The sequence below is a fragment of the Aerococcus sp. UBA6277 genome, from assembly GCF_002440555.1.
GTDB lineage: Bacteria > Bacillota > Bacilli > Lactobacillales > Aerococcaceae > Aerococcus.
Map to the genome: position 1 here is coordinate 39,722 of NZ_DJUR01000035.1, position 18,766 is coordinate 58,487.

16 protein-coding genes are annotated in these 18,766 nt (G+C 40.5%); 14 read left to right on the top strand and 2 right to left on the bottom strand.

Features of this window, described 5'->3' with window-relative positions; translation table 11 throughout:
- Nucleotides 1-80: 80 nt before the first annotated feature.
- The 13 genes from clpB (at nt 81) to B2V22_RS05975 (ending at nt 14,554) form a co-directional block, all read left to right on the top strand.
- Nucleotides 81-2,702 (top strand): ATP-dependent chaperone ClpB, encoded by a 2,622-nt coding sequence (gene clpB / locus B2V22_RS05915; RefSeq protein ID WP_290491055.1) that lies wholly within the window; start codon nt 81-83, stop codon nt 2,700-2,702.
- 191 nt (nt 2,703-2,893) lie between these two features.
- Nucleotides 2,894-3,505, top strand: coding sequence for an NfeD family protein (locus tag B2V22_RS05920; RefSeq protein WP_290491056.1), 612 nt, complete (start codon nt 2,894-2,896; stop codon nt 3,503-3,505).
- On the top strand, nt 3,498-4,505 hold the full coding sequence (gene floA, locus B2V22_RS05925) for a flotillin-like protein FloA (RefSeq protein WP_290491058.1): 1,008 nt from the start codon (nt 3,498-3,500) through the stop codon (nt 4,503-4,505). The genes B2V22_RS05920 and floA overlap by 8 nt, the downstream gene beginning before the upstream one ends.
- The gene (locus B2V22_RS05930) at nt 4,505-5,404 is read left to right on the top strand and encodes a hypothetical protein (protein ID WP_290491060.1); all 900 of its coding nucleotides are present in this window, start codon (nt 4,505-4,507) and stop codon (nt 5,402-5,404) included. The genes floA and B2V22_RS05930 overlap by 1 nt, the downstream gene beginning before the upstream one ends.
- Before the next feature lie 161 nt (nt 5,405-5,565).
- Nucleotides 5,566-6,321, top strand: coding sequence for a sugar phosphate isomerase/epimerase family protein (locus tag B2V22_RS05935; protein WP_290491062.1), 756 nt, complete (start codon nt 5,566-5,568; stop codon nt 6,319-6,321).
- A 170-nt stretch (nt 6,322-6,491) separates the two neighbouring features.
- On the top strand, nt 6,492-7,634 hold the full coding sequence (gene tgt / locus B2V22_RS05940; protein ID WP_111857246.1) for a tRNA guanosine(34) transglycosylase Tgt: 1,143 nt from the start codon (nt 6,492-6,494) through the stop codon (nt 7,632-7,634).
- 170 nt (nt 7,635-7,804) lie between these two features.
- A complete protein-coding gene (gene yajC, locus B2V22_RS05945) occupies nt 7,805-8,182 on the top strand; it encodes a preprotein translocase subunit YajC (RefSeq protein WP_290491064.1) in 378 nt (125 codons plus the stop codon).
- Nucleotides 8,183-8,235: 53 nt separating this feature from the next.
- Nucleotides 8,236-8,517 (top strand): post-transcriptional regulator, encoded by a 282-nt coding sequence (locus tag B2V22_RS05950; protein WP_290491065.1) that lies wholly within the window; start codon nt 8,236-8,238, stop codon nt 8,515-8,517.
- A gap of 350 nt (nt 8,518-8,867) precedes the next feature.
- Nucleotides 8,868-9,515 carry a metal-dependent transcriptional regulator gene (locus tag B2V22_RS05955; protein ID WP_290491067.1) on the top strand — a complete coding sequence of 216 codons (648 nt, stop codon included), beginning with the start codon at nt 8,868-8,870 and terminating at the stop codon, nt 9,513-9,515.
- 39 nt (nt 9,516-9,554) lie between these two features.
- A complete protein-coding gene (dinB, locus tag B2V22_RS05960) occupies nt 9,555-10,829 on the top strand; it encodes a DNA polymerase IV (RefSeq protein WP_290491069.1) in 1,275 nt (424 codons plus the stop codon).
- A 39-nt stretch (nt 10,830-10,868) separates the two neighbouring features.
- Nucleotides 10,869-12,188 (top strand): DRTGG domain-containing protein, encoded by a 1,320-nt coding sequence (locus tag B2V22_RS05965; protein ID WP_290491071.1) that lies wholly within the window; start codon nt 10,869-10,871, stop codon nt 12,186-12,188.
- A gap of 68 nt (nt 12,189-12,256) precedes the next feature.
- Nucleotides 12,257-13,219: a DHH family phosphoesterase gene (locus tag B2V22_RS05970; protein ID WP_290491073.1), complete on the top strand. Its 963-nt coding sequence runs from the start codon at nt 12,257-12,259 to the stop codon at nt 13,217-13,219.
- A gap of 261 nt (nt 13,220-13,480) precedes the next feature.
- Nucleotides 13,481-14,554, top strand: a complete 1,074-nt coding sequence (locus B2V22_RS05975; protein WP_290491075.1) for a BMP family lipoprotein — start codon at nt 13,481-13,483, stop codon at nt 14,552-14,554.
- Nucleotides 14,555-14,707: 153 nt separating this feature from the next.
- Here B2V22_RS05975 and zwf read toward each other — a convergent pair whose 3' ends face one another.
- Nucleotides 14,708-16,174, bottom strand: coding sequence for a glucose-6-phosphate dehydrogenase (gene zwf, locus B2V22_RS05980; RefSeq protein WP_290491077.1), 1,467 nt, complete (start codon nt 16,172-16,174; stop codon nt 14,708-14,710).
- A gap of 196 nt (nt 16,175-16,370) precedes the next feature.
- On the opposite strand from zwf, the gene B2V22_RS05985 reads away from it, so the two are divergent.
- The gene (locus B2V22_RS05985; protein WP_290491078.1) at nt 16,371-17,723 is read left to right on the top strand and encodes a DEAD/DEAH box helicase; all 1,353 of its coding nucleotides are present in this window, start codon (nt 16,371-16,373) and stop codon (nt 17,721-17,723) included.
- Nucleotides 17,724-17,942: 219 nt separating this feature from the next.
- Here B2V22_RS05985 and B2V22_RS05990 read toward each other — a convergent pair whose 3' ends face one another.
- The gene (locus B2V22_RS05990; RefSeq protein WP_290491080.1) at nt 17,943-18,731 is read right to left on the bottom strand and encodes a DUF1189 family protein; all 789 of its coding nucleotides are present in this window, start codon (nt 18,729-18,731) and stop codon (nt 17,943-17,945) included.
- Between the last annotated feature and the right edge of the window lie 35 nt (nt 18,732-18,766).

Sequence of the window (18,766 nt, forward strand, 5' to 3'; positions counted from 1 at the left end):
AAAATATCACTAATAAATGTTTGACCTTTACTGACCAATTTGCTATACTATATACATAAAGTGAAAAGGAGAGATGTGAAATGGCAAACATGGAAATGACTACAACCTTACAAGAGGCAATCGCAAATGCCCAACAAATTGCTATGACACGTAAACATCAAGAAATTGGTATTCCCCATATGTTTACAGCGTTAGTGCAACCTGGAAACTTTGCTTATGACTTTTATGAAGATTTAAATGTGCCAATGGCAGAACTTACAGAAGAATTAAACCGTGAATTAGATGCGGTACCAGTGGTCCAAGGTACAAATGTACAATATGGCCAAGGGCTATCACGTGGTTTGGGTGAATTGATTCAAAAAGCCCAAGCGCGTGCAGAAAAACAAGGTGACGAATTCTTAGCCACCGAAATGGTGCTAGCGGCACTGAATGATGTCGCTTATACAGACCTTGCAAAATGGTTTAAAAAACATCAAATTACCGCCAAAGCAGTAGAAGAAAAAATTGAAGATTTGAGACAGGGTGATCGTGTGACAAGTAAACAAGCAGAAGAAAATTACGAAGCTTTAGAGAAATATGGCGTCGACTTAGTCGAACAAGTTAAAGCAGGTAAAATGGATCCTATCATCGGACGTGATGAAGAAATTCGTGATGTGGTCCGTATCTTGTCTCGTAAATCTAAAAATAACCCGGTCCTAATTGGTGAACCTGGTGTAGGTAAAACCGCTATCGTTGAAGGTTTAGCCCAACGTATTGTGAAAAAAGATGTCCCTGACAACTTAAAAGACAAAACAGTCTTCTCGTTAGATATGGGTGCCTTGATTTCAGGGGCTAAATACCGGGGTGAATTTGAAGAACGGTTGAAAGCTGTCTTAAACGAAGTGAAAAAGGCAGACGGCCGGATTATCTTATTTATCGATGAAATCCACAACATTGTAGGTGCCGGTAAGACTGAAGGGTCAATGGACGCTGGAAACTTACTTAAACCGATGTTGGCTCGTGGCGAATTGCACTGCATTGGTGCCACAACCTTAGATGAATATCGTCAATACATGGAAAAAGACAAGGCTTTGGAACGTCGTTTCCAACGTGTCTTAGTCAAAGAACCAAGTGTTGAAGATACTATTTCAATCTTACGTGGTTTGAAAGAACGGTATGAATTGCACCATGAAGTAACGATACATGACCAAGCTTTAGTAGCGGCAGCTGAATTGTCAGACCGTTACATCACTGACCGGTACTTACCAGATAAGGCCCTTGATTTGGTGGATGAAGCTAGTGCTGAAATTCGCGTGCAAATGAACTCATTGCCAACAGAGTTAGACCAAGAACGTCGTCGTTTAATTCAACTAGAAATTGAGGAAAAAGCCTTACTAGAAGAAAAAGATGAGGCAAGTAAACGCCGGTTAGCTGACCTTCAAGAAGAGTTAGCCGAGGTCCGTGAAAGAACTAACCAATTAACCATGCAATGGCAAGTTGAAAAAGGCGGTATGTCTGATATCAACGCTAAACGTCAAGAAATTGAAAATGCCAAACATGCTTTAGAGCAAGCGGAAAATGAATACAATCTTGAAGAAGCAGCCAGATTAAAACATGCGATTATTCCAACCTTGGAACAAGAATTAGCAGATATGGAAAAAGCCTACCACGAGCATGCAGACAAGAGTGCTGACCGTTTGGTAGAAGAATCTGTAACTGAAGACTCTATCGCCGCAGTGGTTTCAAGAGTGACTGGGATCCCTGTGAATAAATTAGTCGAAGGGGAACGTGAAAAATTACTTCACTTAGATGACACCTTACATACACGTGTGGTAGGTCAAGATGAAGCAGTTGATAGCGTGACAAATGCGGTATTACGTTCACGTGCCGGTGTTCAAGATCCAAACCGTCCGTTAGGTTCATTCTTATTCTTAGGACCGACTGGTGTTGGTAAAACTGAGCTGGCTAAAGCCTTAGCTGAAGCCATGTTTGATTCAGAAAACAACATGGTCCGTCTTGATATGAGTGAATACATGGATAAAATCAATGTGACTCGTTTAATCGGGGCAGCGCCTGGTTATGTTGGTTACGAAGAAGGTGGCCAATTAACCGAAGCTGTACGTCGTAATCCATATACAGTGGTCTTACTAGATGAGGTTGAAAAAGCCCATCCAGATGTCTTCAATATCCTGTTACAAATCTTAGATGACGGTCGTCTAACTGACTCACAAGGTCGGATTGTAGACTTTAAAAATACCATCATCATTATGACAAGTAACTTAGGATCAGATGCCTTGTTAGACGGTACTGATGAAAACGGGGTAATCGATGATGAAGCAAGAGAAGCTGTTCAAAGTGCTTTAAAAATGCACTTTAGACCTGAATTCTTAAACCGTATCGATGACACTATTTTATTCAGACCATTATCACACAATGATATGGACGGTATCGTACGCAAGATGTTAGCACAATTAAGCGATCGCTTAGCTAGCCAAGAAATTATGGTAACATTTAGTGATGAATTGGTGAGCTGGATTGGTGACACTGCTTATGATCCACAATTTGGTGCACGACCATTGCGTCGTTTCATCACCAACCAAGTGGAAACACCAGTAGCACGTGCCATCATTGCAGGTACAATCAGTAAGCAACATGCAGTGAATATCTCAATTGATGAAAACCATGAAATCACCTTTGATGTAACCCCATTAGTTCAAAATTAAGTCTATATCAAAATTAAGTAATTGATCAATTCTCCACAAGCTGGCAAGTAGTATGCCTAGTTTGTGGAGAATTTTTTATTTCATACGTCTATTTACTGGCAAGAGAAACTGTTGGCTCTAAGCTATCATTATGAGAGCGGTCTTCCAGTATGGTAAAATATATAGTATAGAAGATGGATGGAGGTAGAGAAATGGAGACTGTATTATTTTCCATTGGTATCCTAGCCATTATCGCTGGAATGATGACGCGTCATTATATGCTTGGAGGCATTGTGGGTGCGGGATCATTCTTATTGTATTTTGGTTTATATGACAATGGGTCTTGGTTGTCGCTGGTGCTTTTTGCTTTAGGGACAGTCTTGATTATTTCCGAAGTATTTTTACCTACTTATGGAATATTGGGTGTCGTAGGTTTGTTGATCGGTGCCTGGGGATTGATGGGACAGACTGCTGATATTGGTGACGCGGTGGTAGATTTAACTATCGGTGTTGTTGTGGGTATCGTGGCCTTTTATATTTTAGTCAAGTTGGGTTACCGGATTCCTTTTAACGATCAAATCGTATTGAATACATCTTTGAATCGGGAGAGAGGTTATCAATCGCAGAGTGTGTCTGTTGCGGATTATGTTTCGCAAGAGGCTGTGACGCTTACGCCACTGAGACCGACTGGGAAGGCAAGTTTCTCGGATGGGAATATCTTGGAAGTGATGAGTGACAATGAAGTGATTGGTAGTGATGAACAGGTGGTTGTTGTGAGGATTCGTAACAATCAATTATTAGTAAGGAGAGTGAACCATGAGTAGTTCGTATGGAAATGATACAAGTATTTGGGGGATTTTGATTTTAGCCATCATTATTCTAGTCGTTTTAACGCTGTTCTTTACCTTTGTGCCAGTTGGCCTTTGGGTAACAGCTTATTTCTCAGGGGTAAAAGTGGGGATTGGCGATTTAGTCGGTATGCGTCTACGTCGTGTAAATCCAAATAACATTATTAAACCTTTGATTAAGGCGACAAAAGCCGGATTAACCATTGATTTAAATGATTTAGAAGCCCACTATTTAGCAGGTGGGGATATCAATATGGTCGTGGATGCCTTAATCGCAGCCCAACGTGCCAATATTGACCTAGAATTTGAACAAGCTGCGGCTATTGACTTAGCAGGTCGTGACGTGTTTGAGGCCGTTCAAGTGTCCGTAAACCCTAAAGTAATTGAAACACCGATTATTTCAGCGGTTGCGATGAACGGTATTGAAGTGCGCGCAAAAGCCAAAGTAACTGTTCGTGCCAATATTGAACGTTTAGTTGGTGGTGCTGGTGAATCTACTATTATCGCCCGTGTTGGTGAAGGTATTGTTACCACCGTAGGTTCAGCGGCGACACATTCAGAAGTATTGGAAAACCCAGATGCCATTTCACAAACTATCTTGCGAAAAGGGTTAGACTCAGGGACAGCATTTGAAATTCTATCGATTGATATTGCGGATGTAGATGTAGGTCGTAATATTGGGGCTAAACTACAAGCAGAGCAAGCGGAAGCGGATAAACGAATTGCCCAAGCGAAAGCTGAGGAACGTCGTGCGATGGCCGTTGCGCAAGAGCAAGAAAATATTGCGAAGACCCAAGAAATGCGTGCGAAAGTTGTGGAAGCACAATCTCAAGTACCAGAAGCCTTAGCTGAGGCCTTTAGAAACGGTAAAATTGGGGTAATGGATTACTACAATATGCAAAATATTCAAGCAGATACGAAGATGCGTGAAAGTCTTTCTGAAGGAGATTCTGAACACAATTCAGGTGATCAATAATGGAACTGATTGGAATTCTGATCTTCATCTTTGGATTGACACACAGCTTTTACAAGGATTATCGAAAGAAATTGGAAGCAGGAGAGAAGGCAGCGGCGAAACGATTTGATGCGTCCAACCAGCCTTCGCGGATGAGTGAAAACGGCGTGGCTCGACAAAGGAACACGCGCCAAATGCAAACTCAGCAAACTTCAAATCGTCAAACGCAAAATACTAGTCGCGGTAGACAGCAAGAGAATAAGAAGCCAAAAACTTTGGCGGATTATCTAGCTAAAGCGCAAGCGTATTTAGATGAAGTTGAGCCGGATGCGCAAATATCTTTTGAAGAAGTGAAGGCTGAAAAGGTTCAAGCTAACAAGCAGAATAAGCAAAAACGAAATGCTGGTCAACAAAATCGAAGTCAGCAGTATGCTAAACAAAATCAAGCTATGAGGGCCCAGAAGCGTCAATACCAACATGCAACCATAATAAAGCAAGCTGAGGGCGGTCAAAGTACCGCGCTGGCTGGTGAGGGGACTGGTTGGGATAAGTCGGATGTATATGCTGACGCTCGGGGCTATTCTGCAGAAGGTAGTCGCTCTAATGAAGGATCTGTATCTGAAACTGCAATGTCGAATGGTGATTATTTAGGCCAAGAAATGGCTGCCAATGACCTTGAATTAGGGAAAGCTTTGCAGCAAATGGATGAAATGTATGACCGTGAAGCGAATCGTTTGGATAGAGAGTTACGCCAATTGTTCAAGGAAATGGAAGATCCGGGTAAAGATTTACTTGTGACGACTGAAAGCAAGAAGAAATCACGAAATCCACGCGAAATATTAGCTTTATCTAATCAAAATGACCTAAAACGTGGTATATTATTAAAAGAAATACTGGACAAACCAGTAGCTAAAAGATAGGTGTGACAATAGTCGCTTAGCATTAACCGCACATTTTGAGAAGTGTCGGACAGTTCTGACTATGGGAACCTGAAATCACGACTTTCTTAGCATGCAAAAGGGGCTGTGTGACAGTCCCTTTTAGTTTATCCGGGTTTTAAATCAGAGAGGATGTATCAATAATGATCTGGGTTTTAAATACAATTGCTTATGGTGACTTGCTGGCACAAGATGATTTTGGGCAATTAGACATGATTGATTTTGTTAAAGGGTTAGGTTTTGACTATATTGAATTGAGAAGTGAGTACTTTGACGGTTCAGACCAAGAATTGGCCGACTTAAAGGCTACAAACAAAGAAGCGGGCTTAACTGTTTTCCTTTCTGTGCCAGCATCTTTATTTGAAGAGGGGCTATTAAATCCTGAATTAGAAAATTACTTTGAATTAGCCCAAGCGGTGGGCGCTGCACAATTGAAGGTCAACTTAGGTGCCTACAACCCAGAAACAGTGGCTGAAGATATGACCCTAGTCAACAACTTAATTGAACGTTTCGGTATTTCCCTAGCCTTGGAAAATGATAACACGCAGGCAACAGGTGCTAGCGACTACTTTAAAGCCTTTTTACAAGATAATGGCAACGACAAAGTGGGAATGTGCTTCGATGTGGGCAATTTCTTATATTTCAATGAAGATCCAGTAACAGCGGTGAAAAATGTTTTACCACTGGTCCATTATGTCCACCTAAAACAAGTTGAACAAGCGACAAATACTAGTCTAGCAGGCTTATCAGTCGGGGATGTGGACATTGTTGCTGTCTTAAAGGAGGTAGACCAAGCCATTCCGGTTGCGGTTGAGTGTCAATATAAAGCTTCTGATATTACGGAAGTTGAAGGACAAATCAAAAATGATATCGAAAATATCCTATCTGGCTTAAATTAGAAAACAGCTAGAAATGCCTATGGACTAGCTTGTGGACCTTGCTTGCAAGGCAGATGCATGTTAACATTGTTTGGTTGTCAATATGTTGGACTAGGTAGAAATCTAGTCATACACACATCGCTTATGTTGATTCATTTTGTTGTTTGTGTGGTAGAAAGAAAGGAATTCTAATGACGAGTAGTGCATTAAAATATACATTACATAAAAAAGAAAAGCATACTGGTGCGCGTTTAGGCCAAGTGGAAACGCCACATGGTACGATCGAAACACCGGTGTTTATGCCTGTTGGTACGCAAGCATCTGTAAAGGCTGTGTCTCCTGAAGAATTAACGGATATGAATGCCCAAATCATTCTGTCAAACACTTATCATTTATGGTTACGTCCAGGTGATGACCTAGTCAAAGAAGCGGGTGGCTTACACCAATTCATGAACTGGGACAAACCAATTCTAACCGATTCAGGTGGATTCCAGGTGTTCTCGCTGGCAGATTCTCGAAAAATTGAGGAAGAAGGGGTTACCTTCAAATCTCATTTAGACGGCAAAAAGTTATTCTTATCTCCGGAAAAAGCCATCCATATCGAAAACAACTTGGGTGCGGACATCATTATGTCATTTGACGAATGTCCAGACTTCAACCACGACCACAACTACGTTGAAAAATCGATTCACCGTACAACGCGTTGGGCTGAACGTGGTTTAAATGCCCACCAAAGACCCAATGATCAAGCCTTATTTGGCATTTTACAGGGTGCTGGCTACAAAGACTTACGCCTACAACACGCAAAAGATATGATTGGGTTAGACTTCCCAGGTTACTCAATTGGTGGTTTATCAGTTGGTGAATCGAAAGAAGATATGTACAAGGTTTTAGATTACCTAACACCTGTCATGCCTGAAGATAAACCGCGTTACCTAATGGGTGTGGGTAGTCCGGATGCCTTGATTGAAGGGGTCATCCGTGGTGTTGATATGTTTGACTGTGTATTGCCGACTCGTATTGCACGTAACGGGACTACCATGACTAGTCAAGGCCGTGTGGTCATCAAAAATGCCCAATACGCTCGTGACTTTACGCCATTAGATCCAAACTGTGACTGCTACACTTGCCGTAACTACACACGCGCTTACATCCGTCATTTATTGAAAGCCAATGAAACATTTGCGCTGCGTTTAACGTCAATCCACAACTTGCATTTCTTAATCAATTTGATGGAGCAAATCAAAGACGCCATTCGCGAAGACCGTCTATTGGACTTTAGAGACGAATTCTTCTTGCAATATTACGGTAAAGTTCAAAAAACCGCCTTTTAGGTCAAAATCTTTCTTTTTGAAAAAGGGCTAGGTGGGTCTTGCTAAAACTTTTGCCGCATAAGGCTAAACTTATGTAAATAGCGGGTACTTTATGGTACGATTATGCTAATGATGAAAAAAATTAAGCGTTCATATGTGAACAAATAATCAAACAGGAGGTTATTCTTATTATGGGAACAATATTATATATCGTTGTTTTAGTGGCTTTAATGTACTTCATGTTAATTAGACCACAACAAAAACGTCAAAAAGAAACACAAGACATGATGGCTGCAATGGCAGTTGGTGATTCAGCAGTTACAATCGGTGGTTTACACGGTGTCATTGCTGAAATCGATGAAACTAAAAATACGATCACTTTAGACTGTGAAGGTGTCTACTTAGTATTTGACCGTCGTGCAATTGCGCGTACGCAAAAAGCTGACCCAATGAATACTGAAATGGCTAACGATATCATGAGCGATGCTGCTGAAGAAGAAGCACGCGAAAATGAAGTTATCATTGAAGATGTAGAAGCAGGCGACCAACAAGAGGACGATCAAATCTAGTCAAAGCAACTGCTTGATTCAGAATGATTGAACCTTTCGTTACGGAGGCCATTATGAAAGTTTCGAACTTTGAATTCCTCTGTCTTCGGCCATGGTTTCACTCAAAATCTCAAAGTATAAAAAAACAAGGGTATAATGGGATAGAATGGCAAGACATTGAAGAATATTTTAAAGAATTTGCTTGGAAACGTCAGGCACCAAAGAAATTTAGTGCCCGTATTCGGGAAATCAAGAAATTGCATGCAAATGACTATTTAGATTATGCAAAACTACAAGCGACCGTATATGACGTTCATCCGCTAGATGAAATGAATATCGATGACTTGTTAAAATAGCATAATTTCAGAAATAAAAATGGAGAAGGGTGTGACTATGTGTCATGCTCTTTTTGATTATATGAGTGACTAGTGAATAGAGATTATGAATAAGTCAATCATAATGATTAATTTATAATAGTGAACCTTCGGCTTTCGTTTTTCTAACATTGCCTTAGATGCAGTGAGACCGGAATTAGCCAAGGTCTAATTTTTTGTACTTCTGGACGTTAAAGAAACTTAAAGTATTTCAATTTAAAACATTTTTTTTAGGTATATCTATAAAAATAAAGTAGGTAATTTCCAAAAACACCTAAAAATAAGGTATAATAGTACTAATGAGCGTAAGCATTGAAGAAAGGTGATTAACCATGTCTAAAAGTAGAGAAGATTATATGAAAGTCATTTTTGAGTTTGGTGGCAAGATGGACCGTGTAGGCAACAAAGCCATTAGTGAAGCCCTAAATATTTCCGCAGCCTCTGTAACTGAAATGATTTCTAAATTACAAGAAGAGGGTTGGGTCACTTACATTCCTTACCAAGGTGTCCAATTAACTGAAGAAGGCATTAAAATGGGTGCTGCTTTAGTACGTCGTCACCGTTTATGGGAAATGTTCTTATATGAAAAATTAGGTTACAACTGGGATCAAGTTCATGCGGAAGCTGAACAGTTAGAGCATACTGGGACAGAGTTCTTTATTGACCAATTAGATGAATTCTTAGGTAAACCTGTATACTGTCCGCACGGTGGGGCTATTCCTGATAAAGATGGTGTGATGGCTAAAGAGGCTACGGTACCTTTAGCTGATTTAGCGGTTGGTGATAAGTTTAAAATCCAACGTGTAACAGATGATAAAGATTTATTAAACTACCTAGATAAGTTAGATATTAAACTAGATAAAAAATATACGATCGATGAAATTGAAGCTTTTGACAAATCTTTTACGATTTCACGTAAAGGGGAATCAATTGTATTGAATCCCAAGGCGACTGTGAATATTTTTGTCGACGAAGACTAATCATCACAAGTAACCCAGTGTTTAAAGGGGGTAAGTGTCATGCGCACGATAGGGATATTATCATTTGATGATCCAAAAATTGATGGGTCTAGGAAAATATTACATGTCGATATGGATGCTTTCTTCGCCTCTGTTGAACAAAGAGATAATCCGGCTTATCGGGGTAAGCCGGTGATTATTGCCCGCCATCCAAAAGAGAATTCGGGTAAGGGTGTTGTATCAACGGCTTCTTATGAAGCGCGTAAGTATGGGATCCACTCAGCCATGTCTGCGGCTGAGGCTTACCGCTTATGTCCGCAAGGGATTTTTGTGTCGGGCAACTATGCCTTATACCGAGAAGTATCAGAACAAGTACGGGATATTTTCAAGCGGTATACAGATATTATTGAACCCCTTTCCATTGATGAAGCCTTTTTAGATGTCACTGACAATAAGAAGGGGATTCCTTACGCCATGGACGTGGCCAAGGAAATTCAAGAAACTATTTATAAGGAATTGAATTTAACTTGTTCGATTGGGGTGTCTTATAATAAGTTTATTGCCAAATTAGCGTCTGACTATCAAAAACCTTCCGGTATGACGGTCATTACACCTAAACGAGCGATTCCCTTTTTAGAGCAATTGCCCATTGAAGATTTCTATGGGGTCGGGACACGATCGGCTGAAAAGATGCATGAACTGGCTATTTATACAGGTGCAGACTTGAAGAAATTATCACAAGATGAATGCATTCAGTACTTCGGTAAAGCTGGTTTGGCCTTGTATGAAAGGGTCCGTGGTGTTGATGACCGGCCGGTTAAAGTCACTCGGATCCGTAAATCGATTGGAAAGGAGCGGACCTTTTATCCTTTCCTTTACCATGAGAATGATGTGGAAGAAACCTTGCGTAAGCTAGCCAATTCTGTGTCTGATGCCTTGCGTGAAAAGGGCATGCACGGAAAAGTTGTGACTTTGAAGTTTCGTAATGCGGATTTTGAGACGGTTACACGGCAGACGTCGCTTGTGGACGCCATTTCAGATAGCCAGGATATTTATTTCTACGCCTTGGACCTGTGGCAAACATACGGGGATGTCAGTCAAGGAATCCGGTTGCTTGGGATTACGGTGAGTGATTTGTCGCAGTTAGCTTTTGAAAATATTCGCTTGAATTTATATACCAATGAAGCGAATGAAGCGGGAACGCTAACCTACAAATCCAGCACTTTATTATCAGAGAATGAAGATATAAATGAAAATAAAAATATAAAAGAAGATTCAGCAATTCAACCTGCCCCAGATCAGACGTCATCTAAAGAAGAGAAGGATGACGACTAGAACCGAATGGGTCAGATTTTAAACGGAGGAGCAATGCCAATGGCAACTAAACACGAACAAATCATTCAATATATTCAAAACCTCCCCATTGATGCCAAAATCTCGGTTCGGTCTATCGCACGCAATTTGAAGGTGTCAGAGGGGACAGCTTATCGGGCGATTAAATCGGCTGAGAATTTGCATTTAGTGGCGACCAAAGAGCGGGTGGGAACCGTCCGAATTGAAGAAAACGAAAACCGTCGCATGCACCATTTAACCATCGAAGAAATTATCCAGGTAACGGATTGTCAGGTCTTGGGTGGGGCTTCAGGTCTGAGCCGTCAGGTCCGTAAATTTATTATCGGCGCCATGGAAGCGGACGGGATGCGTCGTTATATCGAACCAGATTCCTTGATTATCGTTGGTAACCGTGATGAAATTCAACGGATTGCCTTGGAGAATGACGTCGCTGTCTTAATATCAGGTGGCTTTAAACCCTCAGATGACATTGTGGACTTGGCTAATAAGCGGGAAGTACCACTTTTAAGTGTCAACTTCGATACCTATGCAACGGCTACTTTAATCAATAAAGCGATGATAGAACGGTCTATGCAGAAGGATATTTTACTTGTTGAAGATATCTACATTCCGCTTGAGCAAACACAATTTTTATACACGGATGATACGATTACAGCCTACCGACAATTGTCAGAAAACTCGGGGCATACCCGTTTTCCAATTTGTGAAAGAGATGGTAAGTTAGCCGGGATCTTAACAGCTAAGGATATCTTAGATTTCGCACCGGATACCCGTTTAGCTAAAGCCATGACACCAACACCGATTTCGGCTAAGAAGCCAATGAGTGTTGCTTCGATTACACATATGATGATTTGGGATGGGTTAGAAATACTGCCGGTTGTGGATGAAGAGGATTATTTACAAGGTATCCTATCTAGACAAGATGTCTTACGAACATTACAGTATACGCAACAGACAGAAAAGAGCGAAAACCGGATTGAGATGCTATTAGCTGATAAGTTGAAATTTGTTGCACAAAATGAGGATATGACAAAAGCTCGCTACCGATTTCTAAGTGATGTTTCATTAACGAATGATTTCGGTGCCTTATCTAATGCCTTACAACATAGTATTATCCAACTATCGGTAAAACAATTTGTCAAGAAGATGCAAGATAAATCAATCGTTGTCGATAAGGTAAGTGCATATTATTTAAAATTAGTACCCTTACAATCTACCATCGATATCGTCTTAGAATTCTTAGATGTTTCTAGACGGTCTATGGAGATTGATATTACGGTTTACCACGGCAAACAAGTGATGACAAAAGCATTGGCAAGTGTGAAAACACTGACCAATTAATGACGAATCTGTCAATCAAGGGTATAATGATAAAAGAGAAAATTTTTAGGACTTAGAAAGAGGTCAATATGTTAGACAAAATATTAGCGGCAATTGAGGCACATGATACTATCATTATTCATCGCCATGTTCGCCCAGATCCGGATGCATTAGGTTCGCAAATGGGATTAAAGGCAGTTTTGGAAGAAACTTACCCACATAAAGATATTTATGCAGTGGGGCAAGATGACGATTCATTAGCGGAATTCGGGGATATGGATGATATTTCGGATGATACTTACAAGCATGCACTTGTTATCGTGAACGATTCAGCTAACCGACCACGGATTGATGATCAACGGTATAAAAAAGGGGCAACCCTTGTCAAAGTTGACCACCATCCGAATGACGATCCGTACGGTGATTTTATGATCGTTGAGCCAAGTATCTCATCGACCTCAGAATTATGGGCATCTATTGTTTTGCGTGATGACAATAAGTTGCAAATGAATGATGAAGCAGCTAAATGCTTCTTCTTAGGAATTGTAGGGGATACTGGTCGTTTCTTATATGACAATACAACCCGAGATACTATGCAAATTGCCGGTGAATTGTTGAACTACGACTTCCCAGCTTCTGAATTGATGCAAGAATCAAATACACAAACTATTTCTCAAGCTCGCTTGCAAGCTTATGTCCTACAAAACATGAAATTATCAGCACAAGGGACAGTAAATTCAGTTTATATTTCACAAGATTTATTGCAGTCGCTTGATTTAACAGCCAATGAAACCTACCAAATAGTTCAAATTCCAGGAACGATTGAAGGAGTTATTACTTGGGTAACCTTTATCGAACAACCAGATGGGAAAGTACGTTGCCGAATCCGCTCTAAGGGGCCAGCAATCAACCATATTGCTGCGCAACATGATGGTGGCGGTCATGAGAAAGCCTCAGGCGCTAACGTTTATTCTTCAGAGGAGAAAGAAGAATTATTAGCTCAACTAGGTGAAGTGGCTATGAAATACCGTCGCGACCAATTTTTTGACTAATAGAAAAATAGGATATAGCTTTCAAGACCGCAACCTGTATGTAAAATGCAGGTGCGGTCTTTTTCGTTCGGTTTTGCAAAGGAAATTGGCTATTTTAGAGATTTTATGGGGCGCAAATGCATATTTAAACGAACTATAATACAATAAAACAACAATTTCATATGGATTTAAAAATATAACTATGCTAAAGTAATGTGGTAAAGAAAATAATAATGCGAATAAACGAACATTGCCGTTTTTCGTTGGGAGGAAAATCGATTCATGTCTTCAACATTTAAGACCGTTTTTATTTCAAGTGCTGCCTTACTTTTAGTGGCCTGCCAAGGGCAAAATGCCGGTACGGATGCCAATGCTGGCACAGCGTCATCATCCAGTTCACAAGCGAGTGAATCAACAGCTACTGATGCCTTATCAATCGGTATGGTAACCAATGAAGGGGGCGTTGATGACCGGTCGTTCAACCAATCTGCTTGGGAAGGGCTACAAACATGGCAAGCGGAAACTGGAGCCAAGGTCCAATACTATGAATCACCTGATCAATCTGAATTGATTCCTAATTTAAATGTTGCGGTTGCAGACCAATATGATATTATCGTTGGTCTTGGGTATACAACTGCAGAAGCCTTAAGTGAAGTGGCCTCGCAAAATCCTGATCAAAATTTCGCTTTGATTGATGGGGAAGTTGACCTAGACAATGCGGTATCTATCGCCTTTAAAGACCAAGAATCTGCCTTCTTAGCTGGAGTTGCGGCTGCTTTAACTACAGAAACGAATCAAGTTGGTTTTATTGGTGGGACTAGAATTCCAGTGATTGACCGTTTTGAAACAGGTTTTAAAGCGGGTGTTGCCTATATTGACGAGAATATTGAAGTAGAAAGCCAATATACGGAGTCGTTTAGTGACGCCTCTAAAGGGCAACAAATTGCTAATGCTATGTATACGCAGGGTATTGACGTGATTTATACAGCTGCTGGCGGGTCTGGTAACGGTGTTTTCACTGAGACCCGTAACCGTCTAGAAGCTAATTCAGAAGAGCAACTATGGGTGATTGGGGTTGACCGAGATCAAACTGACGAGGGTGAGTGGACTGGTGGCAACTTTACCTTAGCGTCGACCCTTAAAGATACTGGGGCAGCTATTATTGCTTTAGCCGAGGAAACAAGAGACAATGCCTTTCCTGCAGGTGAAAATTTAGCTTATGGCTTGGAAAATGGTGGGGTTTCGCTAACCCAAGGGCAATTATCAGACGAAGATTGGGCGCAAATTGAAGAAGCTAAAGCAGCCATTATCTCCGGTGACATTCAGGTACCAGAATACACTTACTCTGAAAGTTAGTTTTCTTATTAAGTCAGTTGAAAACGGGTATTTTAAAACAAGGAATACAACAAAACCAGGAACCTCGATTTTCATCTTCGTTCCTGGTTTTGTTAATATGGATTAGATTTTGTGAAATCAGCCGTTTCTTCTATAAGGCAATTTTCAATAAAACTATTTTACCCAAACATGGCCGTTTTGGCGTAATAATTCATCTGCCTCTTTAGGACCACGTGTTTTACCAACATATGTAGGTAAGGTTTTAGTACCGGCATTTTTCCAATTTTCAATAATTGAATCGACGATACGCCATTGCTCAGCCAATTCATCCCATGTCGAGAAGTTGGTTTGATCACCGATTAGGGCATCGTAAATCAATTTTTCATAGGCGTCTGGTACATAAGCAGCGTTTAATTCGTCTACATTAGAATTTATTGACACCATAGTTGGCAATAATTCTTCACCAGGTAATTTTTGATTTAGGTTAAAAGCTAAACCAGTTTCTGGTTGAATGTTGAAGGTAATGCGACTTTGACTTGGGTTACAACCCTTATCGATATCTGTTTTATCACCGGCATCTTTTAGGATGATTTCAACGGTTGTCCGTTTGTCATCCAAGGCTTTACCTGTTCTGAAGTAGAAGGGTACTTGGCCCCAACGCTCGTTATTGACTTGGAAGTAGCCCGCCAAATAAGTTTCAGTCACAGAATCGGACGCGACCTCATTTTCCTCTAAGTAGTTGATGAATTCACCATCTTCACTTGCAAGGTATTGGGCGCGCACAGTTTGTTTAGCGGTTTGGTCAGCTGTTAATGAATCGATTTGTTTCATGAAAGCTAACTTGTTGGCATGCACATCGTCTTGATCTGGTGAAGCGGGCAGGTCCATACCAAGTAATGTCGCCACTTGTAGGATATGGTTTTGTAGCATGTCACGAATAGCACCTGATTGGTCGTAGTAACCACCACGGCTACCAACTGGCATGTCTTCTGCTAAGGTGATTTGAATATTTGAAACGAATTCCTGGTTTAATAAAGCTTCAACTGCAGGGTTAAAGAAACGTGTCGCTAAGATATTTTGCACCATTTCTTTACCAAGATAGTGGTCAATACGGTAGATATCTTTTTCATCGAAAGAAATCGCTAAGGCATCATTTAATTCTTTGGCTGATGATAGGTCAGTACCGAATGGTTTTTCTAAGATGACTCGGTGTGTACCGCCATCCGTTACAATGCCAGCATCCTTCAATCCTTGGGTAATTTCAGGAAATAGGGCTGGTGAAGTCGATAGGTAATATAAATTTTTCTCACCGGTATTAAATTCATTTCTTAATCGATCCATTTCATTCTTCAAATTCTCATAATCATCCGCTTGAGTGGCGTCATGAGATGTGTAGAAGAAATGTTTGATAAAGTTGTTGATTGTTTCTTCTTCTGCTTCTTGGTCAGAAATTGAATCTAAGACGATATCACGGAAATAATCGTCAGTCCATTCGCGTCTAGAGTTTCCTAGCAAGGCAAAGTTTTCAGATAATAATTGACGCTGATATAATCGGAATAAAGATGGGTATAGTTTACGGCGCGCTAAATCTCCTGCTGCACCAAACATAACGATAAGCCCACCAACTTGTTTGTTAGTCATTATGCTACATCCTTTCATAGTTCATCTTCAATTATATACGAACTTTCATCACTTACACAAGAATTAGTCCTGACTATTCTTAGTATTTTTTAATATTCTATTATTTTCGATTTAAGTAGGATAATGGTACAATAGTACGGATGAGCAAAAAGAACCGCACTTGCCTAAGCTGGCAAGTAGAGAAAGGTGGGAGACCATGTCTTTTACACAATTTAATTTAAAACCATTTATCAACGACGCACTCGCAGATTTGAATTTCTATGAGCCGTCTCCAATTCAAGCAACAGTTATTCCAGTGATTCAATCAGGCCGCGATGTCATTGCCCAAAGCCAAACAGGATCAGGGAAAACGCACGCCTTCTTATTGCCACTATTAAATAAGATTACAGCGGAAAACCACACACAGTTGGTTATTACAGCGCCTAGTCGTGAACTTGCGGAGCAGTTATACCAAGCTGGGCGTCAAATCTTGTCATTTTCAGATGAAAATTTACATATCGAGCGTGCTTTTGGCGGGACAGATACTGTTAAACAAGCCAACCGTTTAGAAAATACCGTACCACAAGTCATTGTTGCGACACCAGGACGTCTATTAGACTTGATCAACAACCAATTGATCTCTGTACACCAAGTAACAGATTTCGTTGTCGATGAAGCAGACATGACCCTTGATTTAGGTTTCTTAAATGAAGTCGATCAAATTGCCGGGCGTATGCCGAAATCATTGAACATGTACGTTTTCTCAGCGACTATTCCAGATAAATTGAAACCATTCTTGAGAAAATACTTAAGCAACCCTGAGTGGGTCACAATTGAAGCTCGTCACAAAATTTCAGATACCATTGATAACTACTTGGTACCTGTTAAAGGACGCGACCGTAAAGCATTGTTATTCGATGCCTTAACAATTGGTCAACCATACTTAGCCTTAATCTTCGCTAACACCAAGGAAACTGTACAAGAATTGTACAAATACTTGAAATCTCAAGGTTTAAATGTCGGTCAAATTCATGGTGACTTACCATCGCGTGAACGTCGCCGTGTCATGAAGCAAGTGCAAAACTTAGACTTCCAATATGTGGTAGCCACTGACTTAGCTGCTCGTGGGATCGATATTGAGGGTGTATCTCACGTAATCAACTACGAAGTACCGAATGAATTAGAGTTCTTCATCCACCGCGTTGGTCGTACTGGTCGTCAAGGTAAACCAGGTACTGCCATTACCTTCTATATTCCGGATGAATTAAAAGATATTGAATGGTTGGAAAACAAAGGGATCGTCTTTGAAAATAAAGATATCAAAGACCATCAACTAATCGACGGTAAAGACCACGATGCCCGTGCTGCCCGTCAAAAAGCACCTGAAGTTGACCATACTGTAGTTGGAATGATTGAACGAAACAAACGTCGTAAAGTCAAACCGGGTTACAAGAAAAAATTAAGCCGTCAAATTTCTAAACATAACAAAGACAACCGCATGGCTGACCAACGTAAAAAACGTCGTGACCAACGTCGTAAAAACAAAGAAGACAACCAAGTGGATTTCTAAATTCACTAACATCTTCAAAATAAAAATCCGAGGAATGATCGTTTTGATCAATTCCTCGGATTTTTGTGTTACTGATAAATTGTTTTTTGACGCTCCAAACCTAGTCAGTTTCGCTCGATCAGCTCAAGTCCACTTCAGAATAGTTTGCAACATACTTTGTCTGATACGGCACTATTCTTCCAGTGTTGTTGAGCTGAGCGGACCCACTCACTTTTTCTATTATTTTTGCATTTTTATGACTTGTACTTTTTTCAATAATCGCCATAAACGTATCAATGCGAAGACGTACATGATTTCTAATTGATAGACAACATAGAAGCCAAATAGGTTAAAGAGCGTGATGACCATTAGTGGCATAGTTAATGACGCAAGGGCTAAAGACAACCGCATTTTAAAGGTTAGTCTTAAGCGGGTTGAATCAGGTAGCATACCAATTACTAAGGCAATCATCAGGCTAGCTAGCACTAGATTTAATAGGCTAGACAGGGTTACAATGACGAAGATAATCGGGTAGTAGGCCCAAGTTAGGCTAGTCATTGATTGGATAATGCCTTTGACACCATCGCTATTGGCAGTGTCACCTAATTGTGCGTAGGTGAAGGCAATGGGTTGTCCCATAAATGACAGGGTCAGGTTATCTGAGTTGTTTTCAACAGTGATCAGATTGTTTTGACTAGTCGCCACATCTTGGCTAGCGATTTCATCATTTGGATCAAAGGCATAGGTCATCAGGTCTGTTTCTAAAATGAAGGCCGTTTGGTCATCGATGGTGGCTATTTTGCCATCTGTCACTTGATAGTCAGGGATTTGATTGACGATAGATGTCGCGTTAGTTTCTAGTAAATCAAATACTTTCAAGGTGTCGAAGAAGGTCGGAATTGCTGATATACCTGCAATTAATAGGGCATAGACCAACATTCTCTTAAAGCTATAGGAAATGACACGTATAATTTTTGGATAATTCAATAGGGCATCGTATAAGATGACGAGGATATTGCTTTCTTTCATACATTCGCTCTTTTCTGTTCTCAAATTCCCACTCT

Bases quoted from the DNA above. Each gene is read 5' to 3' on its own strand.
- dinB (WP_290491069.1), top strand. From the start codon at position 9,555: ATGCGCACGATAGGGATATTATCATTTGATGATCCAAAAATTGATGGG.
- floA (WP_290491058.1), top strand. From the start codon at position 3,498: ATGAGTAGTTCGTATGGAAATGATACAAGTATTTGGGGGATTTTGATT.
- B2V22_RS05930 (WP_290491060.1), top strand. From the start codon at position 4,505: ATGGAACTGATTGGAATTCTGATCTTCATCTTTGGATTGACACACAGC.
- B2V22_RS05935 (WP_290491062.1), top strand. From the start codon at position 5,566: ATGATCTGGGTTTTAAATACAATTGCTTATGGTGACTTGCTGGCACAA.
- B2V22_RS05965 (WP_290491071.1), top strand. From the start codon at position 10,869: ATGGCAACTAAACACGAACAAATCATTCAATATATTCAAAACCTCCCC.
- B2V22_RS05990 (WP_290491080.1), bottom strand. From the start codon at position 18,731: ATGAAAGAAAGCAATATCCTCGTCATCTTATACGATGCCCTATTGAAT.
- tgt (WP_111857246.1), top strand. From the start codon at position 6,492: ATGACGAGTAGTGCATTAAAATATACATTACATAAAAAAGAAAAGCAT.
- yajC (WP_290491064.1), top strand. From the start codon at position 7,805: ATGGGAACAATATTATATATCGTTGTTTTAGTGGCTTTAATGTACTTC.
- B2V22_RS05920 (WP_290491056.1), top strand. From the start codon at position 2,894: ATGGAGACTGTATTATTTTCCATTGGTATCCTAGCCATTATCGCTGGA.
- B2V22_RS05970 (WP_290491073.1), top strand. From the start codon at position 12,257: ATGTTAGACAAAATATTAGCGGCAATTGAGGCACATGATACTATCATT.
- B2V22_RS05955 (WP_290491067.1), top strand. From the start codon at position 8,868: ATGTCTAAAAGTAGAGAAGATTATATGAAAGTCATTTTTGAGTTTGGT.
- B2V22_RS05950 (WP_290491065.1), top strand. From the start codon at position 8,236: ATGAAAGTTTCGAACTTTGAATTCCTCTGTCTTCGGCCATGGTTTCAC.
- B2V22_RS05985 (WP_290491078.1), top strand. From the start codon at position 16,371: ATGTCTTTTACACAATTTAATTTAAAACCATTTATCAACGACGCACTC.
- clpB (WP_290491055.1), top strand. From the start codon at position 81: ATGGCAAACATGGAAATGACTACAACCTTACAAGAGGCAATCGCAAAT.
- B2V22_RS05975 (WP_290491075.1), top strand. From the start codon at position 13,481: ATGTCTTCAACATTTAAGACCGTTTTTATTTCAAGTGCTGCCTTACTT.
- zwf (WP_290491077.1), bottom strand. From the start codon at position 16,174: ATGACTAACAAACAAGTTGGTGGGCTTATCGTTATGTTTGGTGCAGCA.